This window comes from Sphaerisporangium perillae (assembly GCF_023276435.1).
GTDB classification, from domain to species: domain Bacteria; phylum Actinomycetota; class Actinomycetes; order Streptosporangiales; family Streptosporangiaceae; genus Sphaerisporangium; species Sphaerisporangium perillae.
Window position 1 is genome coordinate 196,811 of record NZ_JALLPO010000004.1, and the last position, 17,379, is coordinate 214,189.

The following is a 17,379-nucleotide window of genomic DNA, read 5'->3' on the forward strand; positions in this document are numbered from 1 at the left end:
CCCCCCCAGACCCCCCGCAGGACCCCCCGCGCCGGGGTGCCCCCGCCCGGGGGGGCGGCGCAACCGGCTCTTTACATGCCGGGGCTCAGCTCTTGCGGTAGAGCTCCGCGAGCTGGAAGGCCAGGTCGAGGGACTGGCTGCGGTTGAGGCGCGGGTCGCAGGCGGTCTCGTAGCGCAGCGCCAGATCCTCCTCCACGATCGGGTGGCCGCCGCCGACGCATTCGGTGACGTCGTCGCCGGTGAACTCGATGTGGATGCCGCCCGGGTGGGTGCCGAGCGCGTGGTGCACCTCGAAGAAGCCCCTCACCTCGTCGAGCACGTCGTCGAGCCTGCGGGTCTTGTGCCCGCTCGGCGCCTCGAAGGTGTTGCCGTGCATCGGGTCGCAGATCCAGGCGACCTGCGCGCCGCTCGCGTGGATCTTCTCCACCAGCGTGGGCAGCGCGTCGCGGACCTTGGTGGCGCCCATGCGGGTGATGAAGGTGAGCCTGCCGGGCTCGTTCGCGGGATTGAGCTTGTCGATGAGCGCGAGGGCGTCCTCCGGGCTGGTGGACGGCCCGAGCTTGACCCCGATCGGGTTGCGGATGCGGCTGAAGAACTCCACGTGGGCCCCGTCGAGCTGGCGAGTGCGCTCGCCGATCCAGACCATGTGGGCCGACACGTCGTACGGCAGGCCGGTGCGCGAGTCGACGCGGGTGAGGGCCCGGTCGTAGTCGAGGATCAGCGCCTCGTGCGAGGAGTAGAACTCGACGGTGTGGAACTCCTCGGGATCGGCGCGGCAAGCGTGCATGAACGCGAGCGCCTGGTCGATCTCGCGCGCGAGCTGCTCGTAGCGGCGGCCCGCGGGGGACTCGGCCACGAAGTCCTGGTTCCAGGCGTGGACCTGGCGCAGGTCGGCGTACCCGCCCTTGGTGAACGCGCGGGCGAGGTTGAGCGTCACCGCGGAGGAGTGGTAGGCGCGCAGGAGCCGCGCGGGGTCGGGGGTGCGGGCCTCGGGGGTGAAGTCGAAGCCGTTGACCATGTCGCCGCGGTAGGCCGGAAGCTCGATGCCGCCCCTGGCCTCGGTGTTCTTGGAGCGCGGCTTGGCGAACTGCCCGGCCACGCGGCCGATCTTGACCACCGGGACACGGCCGGCGTAGGTGAGCACGATGGCCATCTGCAGCAACGTCTTGAGCTTGTTCCGGACGTTGTCGGCCGTCGCGCCGGCGAAGGTCTCGGCGCAGTCGCCGCCCTGCAGGACGAAGGCCTCGCCGCGTGCCACGGCGGCGAGCCGGTCCTTCAGGTCGTCGCACTCGCCGGCGAACACCAGCGGTGGCAGGGCCTGCAGCTCGGTGACCACCTGCTCCAGAGCGGAGGGGTCGGGCCACTCGGGCTGCTGCGCGGCGGGCAGTTCCCGCCAGGAATCCAGGTTGATCGGTTCGGCGCTCACGCTAAAAGGCTATTGCACCTTCGCCCGTGCGACGGAGTTCGTGTCCAGAAGGTGAGAAAGCCTTGTCAGGATCGAGGTCGATCGGGGTGGCCGGCGCGGCGCGCGGCGGCCTCCGGCGAGCGGACGTGCTCGGGCAGGACCCCGAGGCCGATGAAGCGGCGCGCGAAGGCGCCGATGACCGGCAGGCGGGACGGGTCGCGGGGGAGCCGCAGCGGCCGGGCCGAGCCCTGGAGCGCCGGGCGGATGAGCCGGGCCTGTACCAGGCGCTGGGCGAGCTGGGTGATCACGGTGGGCGCCATCCGGCGGCGCTGTAGCCTGCGCAGCAGCGCCTCGGGGACGGTCCCGGCGCGCAGCGGCCCGGCGAGCAGGTTGGCGGCGGCGACCGCGTCCTGGACGGCCAGGTTGATGCCGACGCCGAAGACCGGTGACATCGCGTGCGCGGCGTCGCCGATCAGCAGCAGCCCGGGCCGGTGCCAGCGGCGCAGACGGTTCACCGCGACCTGCAGGACGCTGACCTCGGACAGGCTTTCCAGCGCCTCGGCCCGGCCGGCCAGGAAGGGCAGCAGCGTGCCGACCGACGCGCGCAGCGCCTCGACGCCCTGGGCCCGCAGCTCCTGGAACCGTCCCTTGGGGATCAGATACGCGAGCTGCCAGTAGGTCTCGCGGTTGATCGCGACCATCAGCCGGCCGGCGGACACGCGCAGGAAGGTGTCGTCGATGTCGGTCTTCTCGCGCGGCAGCCGGAACCAGACCACGTCCATGGGGGCGCCGTGCTCGACGGGGACCAGCCCCGCGGCGCGGCGCACGTCGGAGTGCCGGCCGTCGGCGCCGACGGTGAGGGTCGCGCGCAACTCGTGCTCGCCCTCGGCGTCCCGGTAGCGGACGCCGCGCACCGCGCCGTTCTCCCGGAGGAGGCCGACGACCTCGGCCTCCATGACGAGCCGGAAGGTCGGGTAGCGCCGGGCCGCCAAGGTGACCAGGTTGAGGAAGTCCCATTGCGGTACGAACGCGATGTAGGGGAACCTGCTCTTGAGGCCCCGCAGGGACGCGACCTCGACGAGGCGCTCGTCGGTCCACACCACCAGCCTGTCGGTCTTGCGGTGGGTCAGCCCGTGGAACTCGGCGGAGAGCCCCAGCTCGTCGAGGATCTCCAGGGTCGAGGGATGGATCGTGTCCCCGCGGAAGTCGCGCAGGAAGTCGGCGTGCTTCTCCAGAAGCGTCACCTCCACCCCGGCGCGGGCGAGGAGCAAGGCCAGCATGGCCCCGGCGGGGCCTCCTCCGGCGATCACGCATGTGGTCCGCATTTTTCATCACCCGTTGAAATCATCGCACACCTCGCCCCCGCCTTGAAGACCTCCCCGCGAAGTCCGCGCCCAAGCGGAATCCCCGTGGCCGGCGGGCTTCGCGAGGTCCGTGGTGGGCACCCGGGAGGAATAACCGCGCGACCTCTGGGCAGTCGGGTAGCGCCCCCCAAGGGGCGACACCGAGGCGACTTGGAGTTGAGGTCACATGATTGTGCTGGGCCTGCTGTTGATCGTGCTCGCCGGCGCGGCCCTGGTCGCGGTGGCGAACGACGAGACCGGCGGCATCGCGGCGTCGGTCACGGTGCTGGACCGGACCTTCCAGATGAGCAAGCTGGAGCTCTTCCTCGCCGGGGCGGCCACCGCCGCGGTCTTCCTGATCGGCCTGATCGTGCTGACGGCCGGGATGCGCCGCTCCGGCGCCAAGCGCAGGAAGCTGCGCGAGGCCCGGATCGAGACGCGCGACCGCGTCGCGAAGCTCGAGGAGGAGAAGCGCCGGCTCGAGCGCAAGCTGGAGCCGGAGAACTCCACCGCCCCGGTCACCGCCGCCGGGACCACGCCCCCGGGACGGCACGCGACAGTGCCCGACCGTGACGGCGACGGCGTCGACGACCGGACGGAGAACCGCACCGACCGTGTCGCGGACCCGGCCGACCAGCGCGGCGAGGCCGGTACGCAGCCGGTGCGCGCGTCGGCCGAGCCGTACCCGGAGGACCGGCTCGTCGCGGGCAACCGGGCGAACCGCGACGCGGGTGCCTGACATGCCGGTGGACACCATCGAGGAGCGGCCGGCCGTCCGGGGACCCGGTCCCTGGGCGGTCCTGCCGGTCCGCCGCCGCCTGTCCAGGCCGGTGGTCCACCGCTGTGTCAGGCACCCGCGCTCGCGCCGCCGGGCGCCGGTGCGTCAGCGGTCCCTGAGGAAGGCCAGATTGCTCATCAGGTTCGCGGTCGCCGACTCCCGGATGCGGGCGAAGTCCTCCGGCGGGTACTGCCGCGGGCCCTCCTCCACCAGCAGGATGAGGTTCAGGTAGGCCCGGTACAGCGCCTCGCGCATGCGGGCCCCCGGGGTCAGGTCGAGCTTCCCGCCCGCCTCCCGGTAGCCCGCCAGGATCGGATCGTCGTCCGTGAGCTCCCTGAAGATCGTGGGAGTGATGAAGTCGGCCAGCGGATCGCCCCAGAAGGCCCGCTCATGGTCGATCAGCCCCTGGATGGCGGGCGCCCCGCCGGGCGGCATCGAGAGGAAGACGTTGCCGGGCCAGATGTCGAAGTGGACCAGCGATGGCGCCGTGATCTCGTCCAGCACGTGGACGCTGGAGTGGACCGCGCCCGCGATCTCCACGAGCGAGCAGGGCAGCGAGGTGCCGTACCGCACGGCGTCGTCCATGAGGGCGCCCATCATCACGACGAAGGCGTCACGCCAGGTCTGCCCGGTGAGCTGGGCGTAGGGGTAGCCGTAGACCCCCTGGCCGGGGATGGTGTGCAGCGTGGCCAGGTGGCCGCCGAGCTGGTACCGCAGCGCCCGCTGGTCGGCGGCGGCCAGGGAGGCCTCGGCCTGGTTCCAGGGGACCCCGTCGAGCGCCGAGAGCACCAGGTAGTCGCCGCCGAGCTCCGGGTCGTCGAAGCCCGAGTGCAGCAGCCGGGGGAGCGGGATCCCGGTGGGGGTGGCCAGGTGGTACACCACCGCCTCGGTGCGCAGCAGTTCGCGCTCGTAGCGCAGCATCGGCAGATCGGGCGGCGGGGCGACCTTCAGGACGACCCGCCGGTCGTCCTCCAGGGTGATCAGCCACACGGCGTTGGCGAAGCCGTCGGTGAGCTCCTCGGTGGACCGGACCCCGGTTCCCAGTGCTCCACGGATCAGCGCGTCCAGCTGGGCGGCCGACAGCCGGCGCTTGGTCCTGCTCTCCATCGGTCACATCACTTCGGCTCGTCGAGCCGGTCACGGCTCGGTCGGGTCGGGAAAGGCGGTCGTGCGGGGGACGGAAGGCGGTGGTGCGACGGCCGGGAAGGCGGTCAGAGGACGGAGATGGTCCAGGTGACCTCGTGCTTGCCGCCCGGATCCAGGACGACGAGGTCGGTCCCGGTGTTGAAGGCGTCCGGCGGGCAGGTCATCGGCTCGACGGCGATGCCGCGGTGGCCGAACCCGGTGCCGGTGCAGACCTGGACCCACGGCATCGTCGCGGCGTCCCAGGCGATCTGGATGCCGCCTTGCGGGCCGCGCAACCGCACGCGGGCGAGGCCGTCCGGGCCCGTGGCGAGCCCGGTGAACGCCTCGTCGATGGCGGTGGCGCCGAGCGGGCGGGGATCCCTGAAGTCGTACGGCGTGCCGTCGACCGGCTCCAGCGTGGTGGGGATGAGCACCTCGTCGGTGCGCAGCACGCGGGCGGCGGGCAGGTCGAGCTCCCAGCCCTCCTCCGGGCCGCCGTCGGCGATCAGCCAGGGGTGCGGGCCGCAGCCGTACGGGGCCGGCCGGTCGCCGATGTTCTCGGCGGTGAGCGTCGTCGCCAGACCGCCTGCGCCGAGGGCGTAGCGCACCTGGAGGGCCAGGCGGAACGGGTAGCCGGGCGACGGCTCGATCGTGTGCGCCAGCCGCGCGAAGCCGTGGTCGTCCTCCACCGTGAGCAGCTCGACGAGCTCCCAGCCCGCGAAGGCCACCAGGCCGTGCAGCGCGTGACCGCGCTCGGGCTCGTTGATCGGCACCTCGAACCGGTCGCCCTGGAAGGTGTAGCGCCCGCGGGCGAGGCGGTTGGGCCAGGGGGCGAGGAGGGTGCCGCTGTAGTGGGGGACGGGCCCCTCTTCGGGCCAGCTCGCCACGAGGTCGCGGTCGCCGTGCCTGAGGACCCGGAGGGCCGCGCCCATCTGGGTCACCTCGGCGTGATAGCCGCCACCGCGAAGAACGTACTGAGGCACGGGGGAATCCTCTCATCGACGCGCGAACGCAAGAATCCGGGCGGCACCAGGGGCACGCCTCCATCATCCCGGTCGCCCGCCGGTGATCAAAATCTGGCCAAGGGTGTGGGAGCGCTCCCATAGCGCCCTAAAGGCAGGGGCTTCGGGGCACAGAGTCAACTAATTCGGTAAATATGGTCACGCCTGGCGGGCTACGGCGTCGGCCGGTCCCGGCGGATGAAACCGCAGGTCAGCCTATCAGCGGGCAGCCCGTACTGGTTCCCGGCACAGCGTCCGTCCCGCTCCTTCACCACGAGCCCCCGGCGTGCGGATCGGCCCGCGCGCGTTGTCAACGCCCGCTGTCAGATCCTGGTCCGAACGAGGTCAGATTACCGGCGAATCCGCCCGCTGTGGAGACCTCCGACGACCTCACTTGCCCCGCCCCCGCACGCGCGACGGCGGCACCGGGGAGCCGTTCGAGGCCCGCCTGCTAGCGTCACGCCTCGTGACGGACAACGTGTATGTCGGACGGGCCGGCGTGGACGCGGCCGGTGACAAGGGCTGGCTGCTCGGGCACTTCAAGCCGTTCGGCGACGTGCGCCACAGCGACGAGGTCGAGATCAAGTGGGGCGTGCACCCGCGGGGCGACGAGCGTGCCGAATGGGTCAGGGGCGAGAAGCGCACCGCGCTGCTCATCCTGATCAGCGGGAGGTTCCGGGTGGAGCTCCCAGGGCGCACCGTGCTGCTGGCCGAGCAGGGCGACTACGTGGTCTGGGGCCACGGCGTCGACCACTCCTGGCGCGCCGAGGAGGACTCGGTGGTCCTCACCGTCCGTTGGCCCTCCATCCCCGGCTACGCGGTCGGGGCGGAGACGGCCCCATAGGAGACCCGCGGGAGAGCCGCCCCGCGATCTCCGCCGGCGACGGCGTGGTCCTACTGGGTGTTCCGCAAGCGCCTCACCCACGCCGACGTGACGGGCTCTCATTGACCCCGGCCCCGTCGCGCTCGCCGAGCAGGCGGGCGGTCTCGGCCGACACCTCGGTGGCCAGCACGGCCGACACGACGTCGATCAGGTGGCTGGTGAAGAGCCGGTCGTCGCCGCGCTCCGGCTCGCCGGCGCGGCGGGCCAGCTCCACGTAGGTGACCCTGATCGCCATGAACCGCTGGTGCAGGCGGCGGACGGCGACGCCGGGGAGCAGCGGGGCGACGAGTTCGCGCCAGCGGTCGATGCTGAAGCCGGGGTCGGCCTGCCTGGCGCGGAGCGCCGACAGGTCGGCGCGGTGGACCAGCTGCTCCATGATCCGCAGGAAGGCCCGGCCGCCGTCGGCGTCGGCGAGCTTCGCCGCCATCGGCCGTACGAGCGCCGCCGCGAGGGCGCGCCGGGCCTCGGCGGGGGGCAGCTCGCCGCGGGACTCGTACTCGTCGAGCAGCTGGTGGCGGCGGGCCTCGATCTCCGGCTGGTGCTTGGCGAGCACCGCGCGCAGCAGCCCCGACCGGTCGCCGAAGTGGTACTGCAGGGCCGTCGTGTTGCGCTGGCCGGCGGCGGCGTTGATCTCGCGCAGGGACACCCCTTCGATGCCCCGTTCCGCGAACAGGCGCTCGGCGGCGGCCACGAGCCGCGCGCTGGTGACGCCGGGATTTGGGGGCATATGCGGATCCTGACCTTGCCGGTGGACACCACCATCTATATCGTAATCAGGCACCTGCCTGAAATCCTCGAGCACCCGCTTTGAAACGGGAAGGCCCGCGGGCCCGCCCGTCCCGGCGGCGAGGGTGGGGCAAGCCGCCGACGAGGAGGGTCCGATGGCCATCGACTTCACGCTCGCCCCCGAGCACGAGGAGATCCGCCGGCGTGTGCGGGACTTCATCAGGAACACCGTGGTCCCGGCGGTCAAGGGCTTCGACGACGAGACGACCGTCACGACGCGCGACGAGTACCTGCGGGTCATCTTCGACCTGCGGGAGAAGGCGCGCGAGGAAGGGCTGTGGCTGCCGCACATGCCCAAGGAGTGGGGCGGCATGGGCCTCGGCCACGTCGAGCTCGCCATGGTGCAGTCGGAGGCCGCCAAGACCCGGCTCGGCCCCTGGATCCTCAACTGCGCGGCGCCCGACGAGGGCAACATGCACACGCTGCTGCACTGGGCCGACGAGGAGCAGAAGGACAAGTACCTCAGGCCGCTGCTCGAAGGCCGCAAGATGTCCTGCTTCGCGATGACCGAGCCGGAGGTCGCCGGCTCCGACCCCACGCTCATCCGCACGCACGCCGTCAAGGACGGGGACGAGTGGGTGATCAACGGTCACAAGTGGTTCATCTCCAACGCCCGCCGCGCGAGCTTCGCGATCCTCATCGCCAGGACCGAGACGGACGTGCCGGAGGGATCCCGCGGCGCCAACACCGCGTTCCTCGTCGACCTGCCGCAGGAAGGCTGGAACGACGTCCGCGAGGTGGAGACGATGCACGGCTCCACCGGCCACAGCGAGATCGTCATCACCGACCTGCGCGTGCCCGACGGCCAGATCCTCGGCGGGCGCGGCAACGGCCACCGCCTCGGCCAGTACCGCCTCGGCCCCGCCCGCCTGGCGCACTGCATGCGCTGGATCTCCCAGGCGGAGACGGCGCTCGACATGATGGTCGACCGGGCGCTCAACCGGTACAGCCATGGATCGCTGCTGGCCGACAAGCAGGGCGTCCAGTGGCTCATCGCCGACTCGGCCATGGAGCTCTACCAGTGCAAGCTGATGGTGCTGCACGCCGCTTCCAAGATCGACAAGGGCGAGGACTTCCGCACGGAGGTCTCCATGGCCAAGCACTTCGTGGCCAACAGCCTCAACCGGATCATTGACAGGTCGATCCAGGTGCACGGCGCCCTCGGGTACTCGACCGACACGCCGCTCGCCAACATGTTCCAGCACGCCCGCTGGGCGCGTTTCGCCGACGGCGCCGACGAGATCCATCAGATGCGCATCGCCGAGCGTACGATCGCCGCATACAGGGCCACCGGCTCCACCAACGCCGCCACTGGAGGGCTGCCGCTTTGAGCGAGGAACGTACCAGGCACGGGTTCTCCGGCGAGGGGGCCGGCCTGCTCGGCGGCGCCCGGGCGACGACGCGGGCGGCCGTGGCCGCCAACGTGGTGCGCGGCGACCGGCTGGAAGGCAAGGTCGCCCTGGTCACCGGGGGCGGCCACGGCATCGGCGCCGCCGTGGCCCGGCGCCTCGCCGAGGGCGGGGCCAAGGTCGTCGTCGCCGACGTCGCCGACGCGGCCGCCAAGGAGGTCGCCGGCGAGATCGGCGGGACTTCCGTGCACTGCGACGTGACCAGCCCGGCCGACAGCGAGCGGGCGGTGGCCGTCGCCGTCGAGCGGTACGGGCGGCTCGACCTGGCCATGCTCAACGCGGGCATCGCCTCCGGCTGCGGGCTCGGCGAGGACTTCGACCTCGAGCGCTACCGCCTGGCGATGGGCGTCAACCTCGACGGCGTCGTGTTCGGCGTGCGCGCCGCGATCCCGGCGCTGAAGGCCGCCGGAGGAGGCACGATCGTGGCGACCTCCAGCATGGCCGGCATCGTCGGGATCCCCGCCGACCCGATCTACGCCGCCAACAAGCACGCGGTCGTGGGGCTCGTCCGCTCGCTCGGTCCGGGCCTCGAGCCCGACGGCATCAAGGTGCGGGCGCTCTGCCCGTCGTTCGCCGACACGGCGATCCTGGGCGAGGGCCGGGCGGTGCTCGAGGAGGTGGGGTTCCCCATCCTTCCGGTCTCGGCCGTCGTCGACGCCTTCATGCGGCTGCTCGACAGCGAGGGCACAGGAGAGTGCTGGTTCGTGATCCCCGGGCGGGAGAGCCGGCCGTTCGAGTTCCGCAACGCGCCCGGTCCGCGGGCCTGAGGCGGCCACTGAGACCTCCGGTCCGTCACCGGTGAGGCCGCCGGTGGCGGCGGCACGGCGGCCCAGGCGTCAGCCGAGGCGGCCGGTGGCGATGACGTCGCGGTACCACAGGGCGCTGTCCTTCGGCGTCCTGCGCTGGGTGGCGTAGTCGACGTGGACGATACCGAAGCGGGCGCCGTACCCCTCGGCCCACTCGAAGTTGTCCAGCAGCGACCAGACGTAGTAACCCTCCACGGGGACGCCCTCCTCCAGCGCGTCGCGCACGGCGGCGAGATGGTCGCGCAGGAAGGCGATGCGCCCGGCGTCGGCCACGTGCCCGTCCGGGCCGACCGCGTCGGGGGCCGGCACGCCGTTCTCGGTGATCACGATCGGCACCGCCGGGTAGTCGTACTTCAGCCGGGTCAGCGTGTCGTACAGGCCCCGGGGGTAGATCTCCAGCCAGTCGAGCTGCGCGGTCGGGTGCTTGAGCACCCGCTTGCCCTCCCCGTCCAGGAATTGCGGGGTGTAGTACTGCACGCCCAGCACGTCGACGCGCTCGCTGATCGCCGCCAGGTCGCCGTCGCGGATGTGATCGGGCATGGGGCTGCGCTCGGCGATCCACGCCAGCGTGTCCTCGGGGTAGGCGCCGGTGAAGATCGGGTCCAGGTAGAGCCGGTTCTCCAGCCCGTCCTGGTGCCAGACGGCCTTCTCGGCCTCGGGGGAGGCGTCGGCGGCGTAGGTCGGGTGCAGGTTGAGGGCGGGCCCGATGCGCCGGCCCGGGTGCCGGTCGTGCAGGACGCGCGAGGCGCGCCCGTGGGCGAGCAGCAGGTGGTGCAGCGCCACGAACGCCCGCCCGTCGTCCTTCCCACCGGGCGCGTGGATGCCCCAGCGGTACCCGCAGTCGACGACGGTCTTGGGCTCGTTGATGGTGAGCCAGTCGCGGACGTCCAGGGCGTCGAACACGATCTCGGCGTACTCGGCGAACCGCTCGGCGGTGTCCCTGTTCTCCCAGCCGCCCGTGTCCTGCAGGGCCTGGGGGAGGTCCCAGTGGAAAAGCGTGGCCATCGGGTGGATGCCGCGCTCCTTGAGCCCGTCCACCAGGCGGCGGTAGAAGTCCAGCCCCCGCTGGTCGGGCTTGCCGGCGCCCTCCGGCTGGATCCGCGGCCAGGCGATGGAGAAGCGGTAGCCGCGCAGGCCGAGCGACGCCATCAGGTCGAGGTCCTCGGCCGGCCGGTGATAGTGGTCGGCGGCCACGGCCCCGGTGTCGCCGTTCTTCACGTTGCCGGGGATCGCGGCGAAGGTGTCCCAGACGGACACCCCTCGCCCGTCCTCCTCGGTGGCGCCCTCGATCTGGTAGGCGGAGGTCGCCGCACCCCAGACGAACTCGTCGGGGAAACGCTGGTCAGGCACGGTGTTCTCCTTCGGGGGAGTGGGGGTGCATGCGGCGGCCCGGGCACCGGCCGTACCGGGACCCGGGCCGCGACGGCGAACCTCAGGCCGAGCCGCGCTCGACCAGGTGCGTGTCCAATATGACGACGGGCTGCTCCAGGCGCTCGCCGTTGATGCGGGCGACCAGGAGTTGCGCCATCTGCCGCCCCATGTCCTCGGTCGGCTGGTGGACGCTCGTCAGCGGCGGCATGGTGTGCGCGGCGATCGGGGAATCGTCGAAGCCGACCACGGCCACGTCATCGGGGATGATCTTGCCGTGGTCCTTGAGCACCCGCATCGCGCCGAAGGCCAGGGGGTCGGAGGCGGTGAACACCGCGTCCAGCGTCGGATGCTGCTGGAGCAGTCGCTCCATCGCGGTGACGCCGCTGGCCTCGCTGAAGTCGCTGCCGTAGGCGACGATCTCGGGCATGCCCGTGGCCAGCAGGGCGTCGCGGTAGCCGGCCAGACGGTCGACGCCCACGCCCATGTCCTGCGGGCCGGCGATGGTGGCGATCTGGCGTCTTGCCTTGCCGAGGAGATACTTGACCGCCTGCCGGGCGCCGGCCCGGTTGTCCATGTCGACGTAGCTGAACGGCGTGAACCCGACGGGACGGCCACCGAGGACGGTGGGCACGCCCATCTCCTCCAGCCGGCCGGGAAGCGGGTCGGCGCCGTGCAGCGAGATCAGCAGGACCCCGTCGACGTGCTGGCCGGTGAGGTAGAGCTCCAGGCGCTCGTGCTCGTCGCGTGACTGCGCCATCGTCAAGATGAGCTGCAGCCCGGTCTCCGACAGCGACGAGCCGATGCCGCGGATGATGCCCGCGAAGAACGGCTCGTCGAAGATGCGCTGCTCCGACTCCGACACGACCAGCGCTATCGTGTCGGTGCGCCTGGTGACCAGGGTGCGCGCCGCCCGGTTCGGCACGTAGCCGAGCTCGTCGATCGCCTGTCGCACCGCTTCGCGTGCCTTCTCGCTCACCTTCGGCGAACCGTTGATGACGCGCGATACCGTGCCGCGGCCGACCCCGGCGCGAGCGGCGACGGCCTCGAGGGTCGGTCGCGCTCCCGAGCGGCGGTCCCCGTTCATCAAAGTGCCCCTCCTGACGTTAGGCCTTCTTATTCTGCCGGACCGCGAAGACCGCCTCTGCGGATCGCGTCGGCATACCAGAAGGCGCTCGCCTTGGGGGTTCTGCGCTGGGTCTCGTAGTCGACGTGCACGAGCCCGAACCGCTTGCCGTAACCCCACGCCCACTCGAAATTGTCCATCAAGGACCAGGCGAAATATCCCTTGAGGGGGATGCCCGCGTCGATGGCCGCGTGGCAGGTGCGCAGGTGCGCCTCGATGTAGGCCAGGCGCTCCTGGTCATCCACGGTCCCGTCGACGAGGACGTCCTCGAACGCCGCGCCGTTCTCCGAGATGACCAGCGGGATGCTCGGGTAGTCGCGGGCGACCCGCTGGAGCACCTCGTACAGGCCGAGATCGTCGATCTCCCAGCCCATCGCGGTGACCGGGCGCCCACCGTTCACGAAGGACACGTGCTCGCTGCCGGGCCACGGCGACCCGGCGCCGGTCGGCGCGGCGGCGGCGGAGGCGGCCCCGCCGGGCTTCCCCGACACGGTGAAGCGGCTGTAGTAGTTGACCATCAGCGTGTCGAACGGCGCGGAGATCGTCTCCAGGTCGCCGTCCCGGATGAAGTCGATCTCGGTGACCTGGCTCAGGTCCTCCAGCACGTCCTCGGGGTAGGCGCCCTTCAGCAGGGCGTCGAGGAAGAACCGGTTCTGCAGGCCGTCGATGCGCCGGGCGGCGTCCAGGTCGGCCGCGTCGTCGGTGGCCGGGCTGATCGCGTACAGGTTGACCGACCCGCCGATCTGGGCTCCGGCGCCCTGGGCGCGCAGCGCCTGGACGGCGAGGCCGTGGGCGAGGTTGAGGTGGTGGGCGGCCCTGATGGAGGCGGCCGGCTCGCGCCGTCCCGGCGCGTGCTCGCCGGAGGAGTAGCCGAGGAACGCGGCGCACCAGGGCTCGTTGACGGTGCTCCAGTTGGTGACGCGGTCGCCCAGCGCCTGGTGGACGCAGGCCGCGAAGTCGGCGAAGCGCTTCGACGTGTCGCGTACGGGCCAGCCCCCGAGGTCCTCGAGGGCCTGCGGCAGATCCCAGTGGTAGAGGGTGAGCCAGGGCTCGATGCCGTTGGCGAGCAACTCGTCCACCAGGCGCCGGTAGAAGTCGAGACCCGCCTGGTTGACCTCGCCCGCCCCGTCCGGCTGGATCCTCGGCCAGGAGACCGAGAAGCGGTAGGCGGTGAGCCCGAGGTCGGCCATGACGGCCACGTCGTCGCGGTAGCGGCGGTAGTGGTCGATGGCCACATCGGCGTTCTCGCCGTTGAGGATCCGTCCTGGCTGCCGGACGAACGTGTCCCAGATGGAGGTCCCGCGCCCGTCGGCGCCGGTCGCTCCTTCGATCTGGTACGCCGAGGTGGCGGCGCCCCAGACGAAGCCGGTGGGGAACGCCAGGGCGGGGGCGCCGGTCTCGGGTTGAGTCTCCTGCGTGGTCACGCTTTGACCGCACCTTCCATGAGTCCGCCGACGATCTGCCGGCCGAACGCGACGAAAACAACAATGAGGGGGAGTACGGAGAGTGCCGTGCCGGTGAAGATCAGGACGTAGTCCGTCGTGTGGGCCGCCGTGAGGAAGCTGATCGACACCTGCACCGTGGGGTTGTCCGGGGTGAGGACGATCAGGGGCCACATGAACTCGTTCCAGTTCAGCATGAAGGTCTGCAGCGCCAGGACGGCCATGCCGGGCCGCACGGCGGGCAGGATCACGTTCCACCAGATGCGCATCGTGGACGCGCCGTCCACCCGCGCCGCCTCGACCAGTTCCTCCGGCACCGCCTGATCGGTGTACTGCGTCATCATGAAGACGCCGAAGCCGTTGAGCAGGTAGGGCAAGATGACGGCCTTGAGCGTCCCGGTCCAGCCGAGGGTCACCATGAGCTGGTAGAGCGGGACGATGCCCATCTGCTGGAGGGGCACCATCATCGTGATGAGGATGGAGCCGAGCAGCAGGTTGCGGCCGCGGAAGTGGAGCCGGGCGAAGGCGAAGCCCGCGAACGTCGAGATGAGCACGACGGAGACCGTCACGGTGGACGTGACGATCAGCGAGTTCACCAGACCGGTGATGAAGTGCGCGTCCTCGGTGCTGAGCACCCGCTGGATGTTCTCGCCGAGGTTCCCGCCCGGGAGCAGCGGCGGCGGCACGTCCACGGCCTCGGAGTTGGTCCGCGACGCGATGATGATCATCCAGTAGATCGGGAAGATCGACAGGAGGACGGTGAAGCCGAGGGCGATCTTGGTGAGCGGCGTGGCGCGGAAGGGATCCCGCTTGTTGCGGCCCTTTCTCCTGCTCCCGGGCCTGACCTGCGTGATCGCGGTCACTTACTGCCCCCAATCCGGCGGACGAACATGTAGTTGATCCCGACGCCGATGAGGATCAGGACGAAGAGCAGCCACGCGGCCGCCGCGGCGTATCCGTAGTCGAAGTTCCGGAAGCCCTGCTCGACGATGTACATCGCGATCGTCTGGAACTGGCCCGTGGCGCCGCCGTCCATCCGGTTGCTGGCGAACATGACCGGCTCCGCGAAGAGCGTCAGGCCGCCGATCGTCGAGACGAAGACGGTGAAGATGATCGTCGGGCGGATCATCGGCAGGGTGATCTGCCAGAACTGGCGCCGGGGCGACGCGCCGTCGATCGAGGCCGCCTCGTAGAGATCCCGGGGGATCGTCTGCATGCCGGCGAGATAGATGATCGCGTTGTAGCCGGTCCACCGCCAGTCGACCATGGTGGCGATCGCCGTCCAGGACGACCACTTGGCGCTCTGCCAGTCGATGTGCTGATCGACGCCCACGAAGCCGAGCAGCCAGTTGAACAGGCCGAAGTCTCGGCCGTAGAGCTGGGTGAACACGATGGCGACCGCGACGACCGAGGTCACCAGCGGCACCAGGACGCCCAGGCGGAAGAACAGCCGCCCGCGCAGCCGCTTGTTGAGCGCGTTGGCGAGCAGGAGCGCGAGAACGAGTTGTGGCACCGTGGCCAGGATGAAGATGCCGACGGTGTTGATCACCGCGTTCCAGAAGTCCGAGTCCGCCAGCAGCTTGGTGTAGTTCTCCAGGCCGGTGAAGGAGGCGTCGCCGCCGGCCAGCCCGTAGTCCTGGAGCGAGACCCACAGGGTGAACACCAGGGGGAAGAGCCCGAAGATCGCGAACAGGATGAAGTACGGGGAGATCAGGAAGTACGGGGTCGCTTTGAGGTCCATCTGCGACCAGAAGCGGCGCAAGGGTCGCGAACGGCGGCGACCCGATCTAGGTGGCGGCGGCGCCGGATCCGCCCGCTGCGTGTGGAGGTTGACGCTCATCGGATTTCCAGGGCGTGCCCCGCGGCCGGCGGCCACGGGGAGGAAGCCCCTCTCTCCTTCTTTCGTCGGTAACGGTCGAAGACGTGTCCGCTACCAAGCGAGAACCAAGCTCGGCATCGGTACGACTGGAAGGGGACCTGCGCGGGAGCGAGGGCGGTGGCGGGTCCCGCCACCGCCGCGCCGCTCACGACGGCAGGTCACCGGCTCGCCGGGTGGTTGCCGCGGCGAGCCGGTGACCACCGGGGACGATCAGCCCGCCGCCTTCTGGCCCGCCTCGACGAACTTCTGCCAGGCCTGGTCCACGGGCACCGAGCCCTGCTCCATGCCGTTGAGCACCTGCTCCACCTCGCGCTTGACCTGCGCGTGCTTCTCACCGAGGAAGATCGGCTGAAGCGACTTGATGGACGGCCCGAAGATCTTGCCGATGGGCGCATTGTTGAAGTACTCGTTGGTCGCGCTCTGCAGCTCGGGGTTGTCCTGAGCGGGGATGGTGCTCGGGAGGTTGCCGCCCTCCTTGAACGCCATCAGCTGGGCTTCGGGGCTGGTCAGGTAGCTGGCCAGCTCGGCGGCCTCCTTCGGGTGCTTGGACTGCTTGGGCACCGCGAGCCAGGATCCGCCCCAGTTGCCGCCCCCACCCGGCACTGTCGCGACGTCCCACTTGCCCTTGAACTTGTCACCGGCCGTGCCCGACACCACGCCGAGCATCCAGCCCGGGCAGCCGAGGGTGGCGAACTGCGACTTCACGAAGCCGGTGTTCCACGGGTCGGTGAAGTTCTGCAGCTTGGCCGTCAGGCCGGTCTGGCTGATCTTGGTGGCCAGGTCGAACGCGTTCTTGACGGCCGGGTTCTTGTCGACGATGAGCTGCTGGCTCTTGTCGAAGTAGGTGACGTTGCCGTTCTTGGCGGCCTCCTGCGCCAGCACCACGTTGTAGATGGTGTTGATGCTGTCGACGAACTTGGCGTCCTTGACCTTGGCCTGGAAACTCTGGCCGGTCTTGATGAAGTCCTCCCAGCCGCCGCTCCACAGCTTGGCGACCTCTTCGCGGTCGGAGGGCAGCCCCGCCTTCTTGAACAGGTCCGCGCGGTAGCAGATGCTCATGCCGCCGACGTCGGTGCCGAGGGCGAACAGCTTGCCCTCGGAGTTGAGGCCGTTCTCCCACTTCCACGCGGGGAAGTCGGCCTGACGGCTCTGCAGGCCGTACTGGCCGAGGTCGGTGAAGAACTGCGGACGGGCCTTGGCCAGACCCATGCCGCCCTCGTCGATGCCGACCACGTCACCGGCGCCGGTACCCGACTGGAGCCACTGCAGCATCTGGGGCCAGTAGACGTTCTCGAAGCTGTCGGTCAGGTTGTTGTACTTCACCTGAACGTTGGGGTGGTCGGTGTTCCACTTCTCAACGGCGGCCTTGTAGCCGAAGTTGGTGCCACCCCCGAAGGTCTGCAGCGTGAGGGTGATCTTCTCGGCGGGCGCCGAGGATGAGCCGCCGGTGTTGCCGCCGGTGTCGCTGGACGAGCACGCGGTGGTGATACCGAGCGCGGCGGTCATCACCGATGCGACCGCGAGCATTCTGCCGCGGCGCATTTTGTTCATCATTCCGGACCCCTCTCGGTGGTTGCCCGATCTTTGGGAGGTGCATCGAGGGCCGGCCCCGACAGTCGGGCCCACGATGTGCTGGATCCCTCAAGTCGTGATCTCACAGGGGTGAGCCTGCGAGCGAAGTTTGGGAGCGCTCCCACGAAGAGTCGCCGATGGGCAACGCCGGCGTCAATATGCCGAAACCTAACTGTTACTCCGGGGGCGATTAGCGGCCCGAAATCAGACGATGAGCGCGATAAGGGCCATTGGCGCTATTGGGAGCGCTCCCATCGCTACTGGCACAGTCGGGCGCAAATCATCCATGCGCCACGGACGATACAAGATCGTCAGGCGCCGGAAGCCCGGGTCGGGGCAGCGTGGAAGCCATGAGACCGCCCGGCCGGCACCGGGTGCGGTCCGGTGCCGGGGTGAAGACGAGCGTGGCCGAACGGCGGGGGGGTGGGGAGGCCGGGCGGACGGGCCGGGGGGCGC

Annotated in this window: 15 protein-coding genes; 4 read left to right on the plus strand and 11 right to left on the minus strand. The window is 70.5% G+C overall.

The window, feature by feature from the left end; genetic code table 11:
- Window positions 1-85: 85 nt before the first annotated feature.
- Both MYF83_RS05745 and MYF83_RS05750 read right to left on the minus strand, forming a co-directional pair.
- Window positions 86-1,426 (minus strand): class II 3-deoxy-7-phosphoheptulonate synthase, encoded by a 1,341-nt coding sequence (locus MYF83_RS05745; protein ID WP_248959112.1) that lies wholly within the window; start codon window positions 1,424-1,426, stop codon window positions 86-88.
- Between the two features lie 65 nt (window positions 1,427-1,491).
- The gene (locus MYF83_RS05750; RefSeq protein WP_248959113.1) at window positions 1,492-2,730 is read right to left on the minus strand and encodes an FAD-dependent oxidoreductase; all 1,239 of its coding nucleotides are present in this window, start codon (window positions 2,728-2,730) and stop codon (window positions 1,492-1,494) included.
- A gap of 205 nt (window positions 2,731-2,935) precedes the next feature.
- On the opposite strand from MYF83_RS05750, the gene MYF83_RS05755 reads away from it, so the two are divergent.
- Window positions 2,936-3,487 carry a hypothetical protein gene (locus MYF83_RS05755; RefSeq protein WP_248959114.1) on the plus strand — a complete coding sequence of 184 codons (552 nt, stop codon included), beginning with the start codon at window positions 2,936-2,938 and terminating at the stop codon, window positions 3,485-3,487.
- Window positions 3,488-3,631: 144 nt separating this feature from the next.
- On the opposite strand, the gene MYF83_RS05760 is transcribed toward MYF83_RS05755, so the two are convergent.
- Both MYF83_RS05760 and MYF83_RS05765 read right to left on the minus strand, forming a co-directional pair.
- Window positions 3,632-4,633, minus strand: coding sequence for a phosphotransferase family protein (locus MYF83_RS05760; RefSeq protein ID WP_248959115.1), 1,002 nt, complete (start codon window positions 4,631-4,633; stop codon window positions 3,632-3,634).
- Window positions 4,634-4,737: 104 nt separating this feature from the next.
- Window positions 4,738-5,634 (minus strand): aldose 1-epimerase family protein, encoded by an 897-nt coding sequence (locus MYF83_RS05765; RefSeq protein WP_248959116.1) that lies wholly within the window; start codon window positions 5,632-5,634, stop codon window positions 4,738-4,740.
- A 484-nt stretch (window positions 5,635-6,118) separates the two neighbouring features.
- Here MYF83_RS05765 and MYF83_RS05770 point away from each other — a divergent pair, with 484 nt between their 5' ends.
- A complete protein-coding gene (locus MYF83_RS05770) occupies window positions 6,119-6,496 on the plus strand; it encodes a cupin domain-containing protein (RefSeq protein WP_248959184.1) in 378 nt (125 codons plus the stop codon).
- Window positions 6,497-6,569: 73 nt separating this feature from the next.
- On the opposite strand, the gene MYF83_RS05775 is transcribed toward MYF83_RS05770, so the two are convergent.
- Complete coding sequence (locus tag MYF83_RS05775) at window positions 6,570-7,262, minus strand: helix-turn-helix domain-containing protein (protein ID WP_248959117.1); 693 nt, start codon at window positions 7,260-7,262, stop codon at window positions 6,570-6,572.
- A gap of 154 nt (window positions 7,263-7,416) precedes the next feature.
- Between MYF83_RS05775 and MYF83_RS05780 the strand changes: the two genes are divergently transcribed.
- Together MYF83_RS05780 and MYF83_RS05785 are read left to right on the plus strand one after the other, a co-directional pair.
- Window positions 7,417-8,652 (plus strand): acyl-CoA dehydrogenase family protein, encoded by a 1,236-nt coding sequence (locus tag MYF83_RS05780; RefSeq protein ID WP_248959118.1) that lies wholly within the window; start codon window positions 7,417-7,419, stop codon window positions 8,650-8,652.
- Window positions 8,649-9,497 (plus strand): SDR family oxidoreductase, encoded by an 849-nt coding sequence (locus tag MYF83_RS05785; RefSeq protein ID WP_248959119.1) that lies wholly within the window; start codon window positions 8,649-8,651, stop codon window positions 9,495-9,497. Before MYF83_RS05780 ends, MYF83_RS05785 begins: the two co-directional genes overlap by 4 nt.
- A 69-nt stretch (window positions 9,498-9,566) precedes the next feature.
- On the opposite strand, the gene MYF83_RS05790 is transcribed toward MYF83_RS05785, so the two are convergent.
- From MYF83_RS05790 to MYF83_RS05815, 6 genes are all read right to left on the minus strand, one after another.
- Window positions 9,567-10,886, minus strand: a complete 1,320-nt coding sequence (locus tag MYF83_RS05790) for a GH1 family beta-glucosidase (protein WP_248959120.1) — start codon at window positions 10,884-10,886, stop codon at window positions 9,567-9,569.
- 82 nt (window positions 10,887-10,968) lie between these two features.
- Complete coding sequence (locus MYF83_RS05795) at window positions 10,969-11,991, minus strand: LacI family DNA-binding transcriptional regulator (protein ID WP_248959121.1); 1,023 nt, start codon at window positions 11,989-11,991, stop codon at window positions 10,969-10,971.
- A gap of 29 nt (window positions 11,992-12,020) precedes the next feature.
- A complete protein-coding gene (locus MYF83_RS05800; protein ID WP_248959122.1) occupies window positions 12,021-13,454 on the minus strand; it encodes a GH1 family beta-glucosidase in 1,434 nt (477 codons plus the stop codon).
- Window positions 13,451-14,335, minus strand: a complete 885-nt coding sequence (locus MYF83_RS05805; RefSeq protein WP_248959123.1) for a carbohydrate ABC transporter permease — start codon at window positions 14,333-14,335, stop codon at window positions 13,451-13,453. Before MYF83_RS05805 ends, MYF83_RS05800 begins: the two co-directional genes overlap by 4 nt.
- The gene (locus MYF83_RS05810; RefSeq protein WP_248959124.1) at window positions 14,332-15,213 is read right to left on the minus strand and encodes a carbohydrate ABC transporter permease; all 882 of its coding nucleotides are present in this window, start codon (window positions 15,211-15,213) and stop codon (window positions 14,332-14,334) included. Before MYF83_RS05810 ends, MYF83_RS05805 begins: the two co-directional genes overlap by 4 nt.
- A 348-nt stretch (window positions 15,214-15,561) precedes the next feature.
- Window positions 15,562-16,893: an ABC transporter substrate-binding protein gene (locus MYF83_RS05815; RefSeq protein WP_248959125.1), complete on the minus strand. Its 1,332-nt coding sequence runs from the start codon at window positions 16,891-16,893 to the stop codon at window positions 15,562-15,564.
- Window positions 16,894-17,379: the final 486 nt, after the last annotated feature.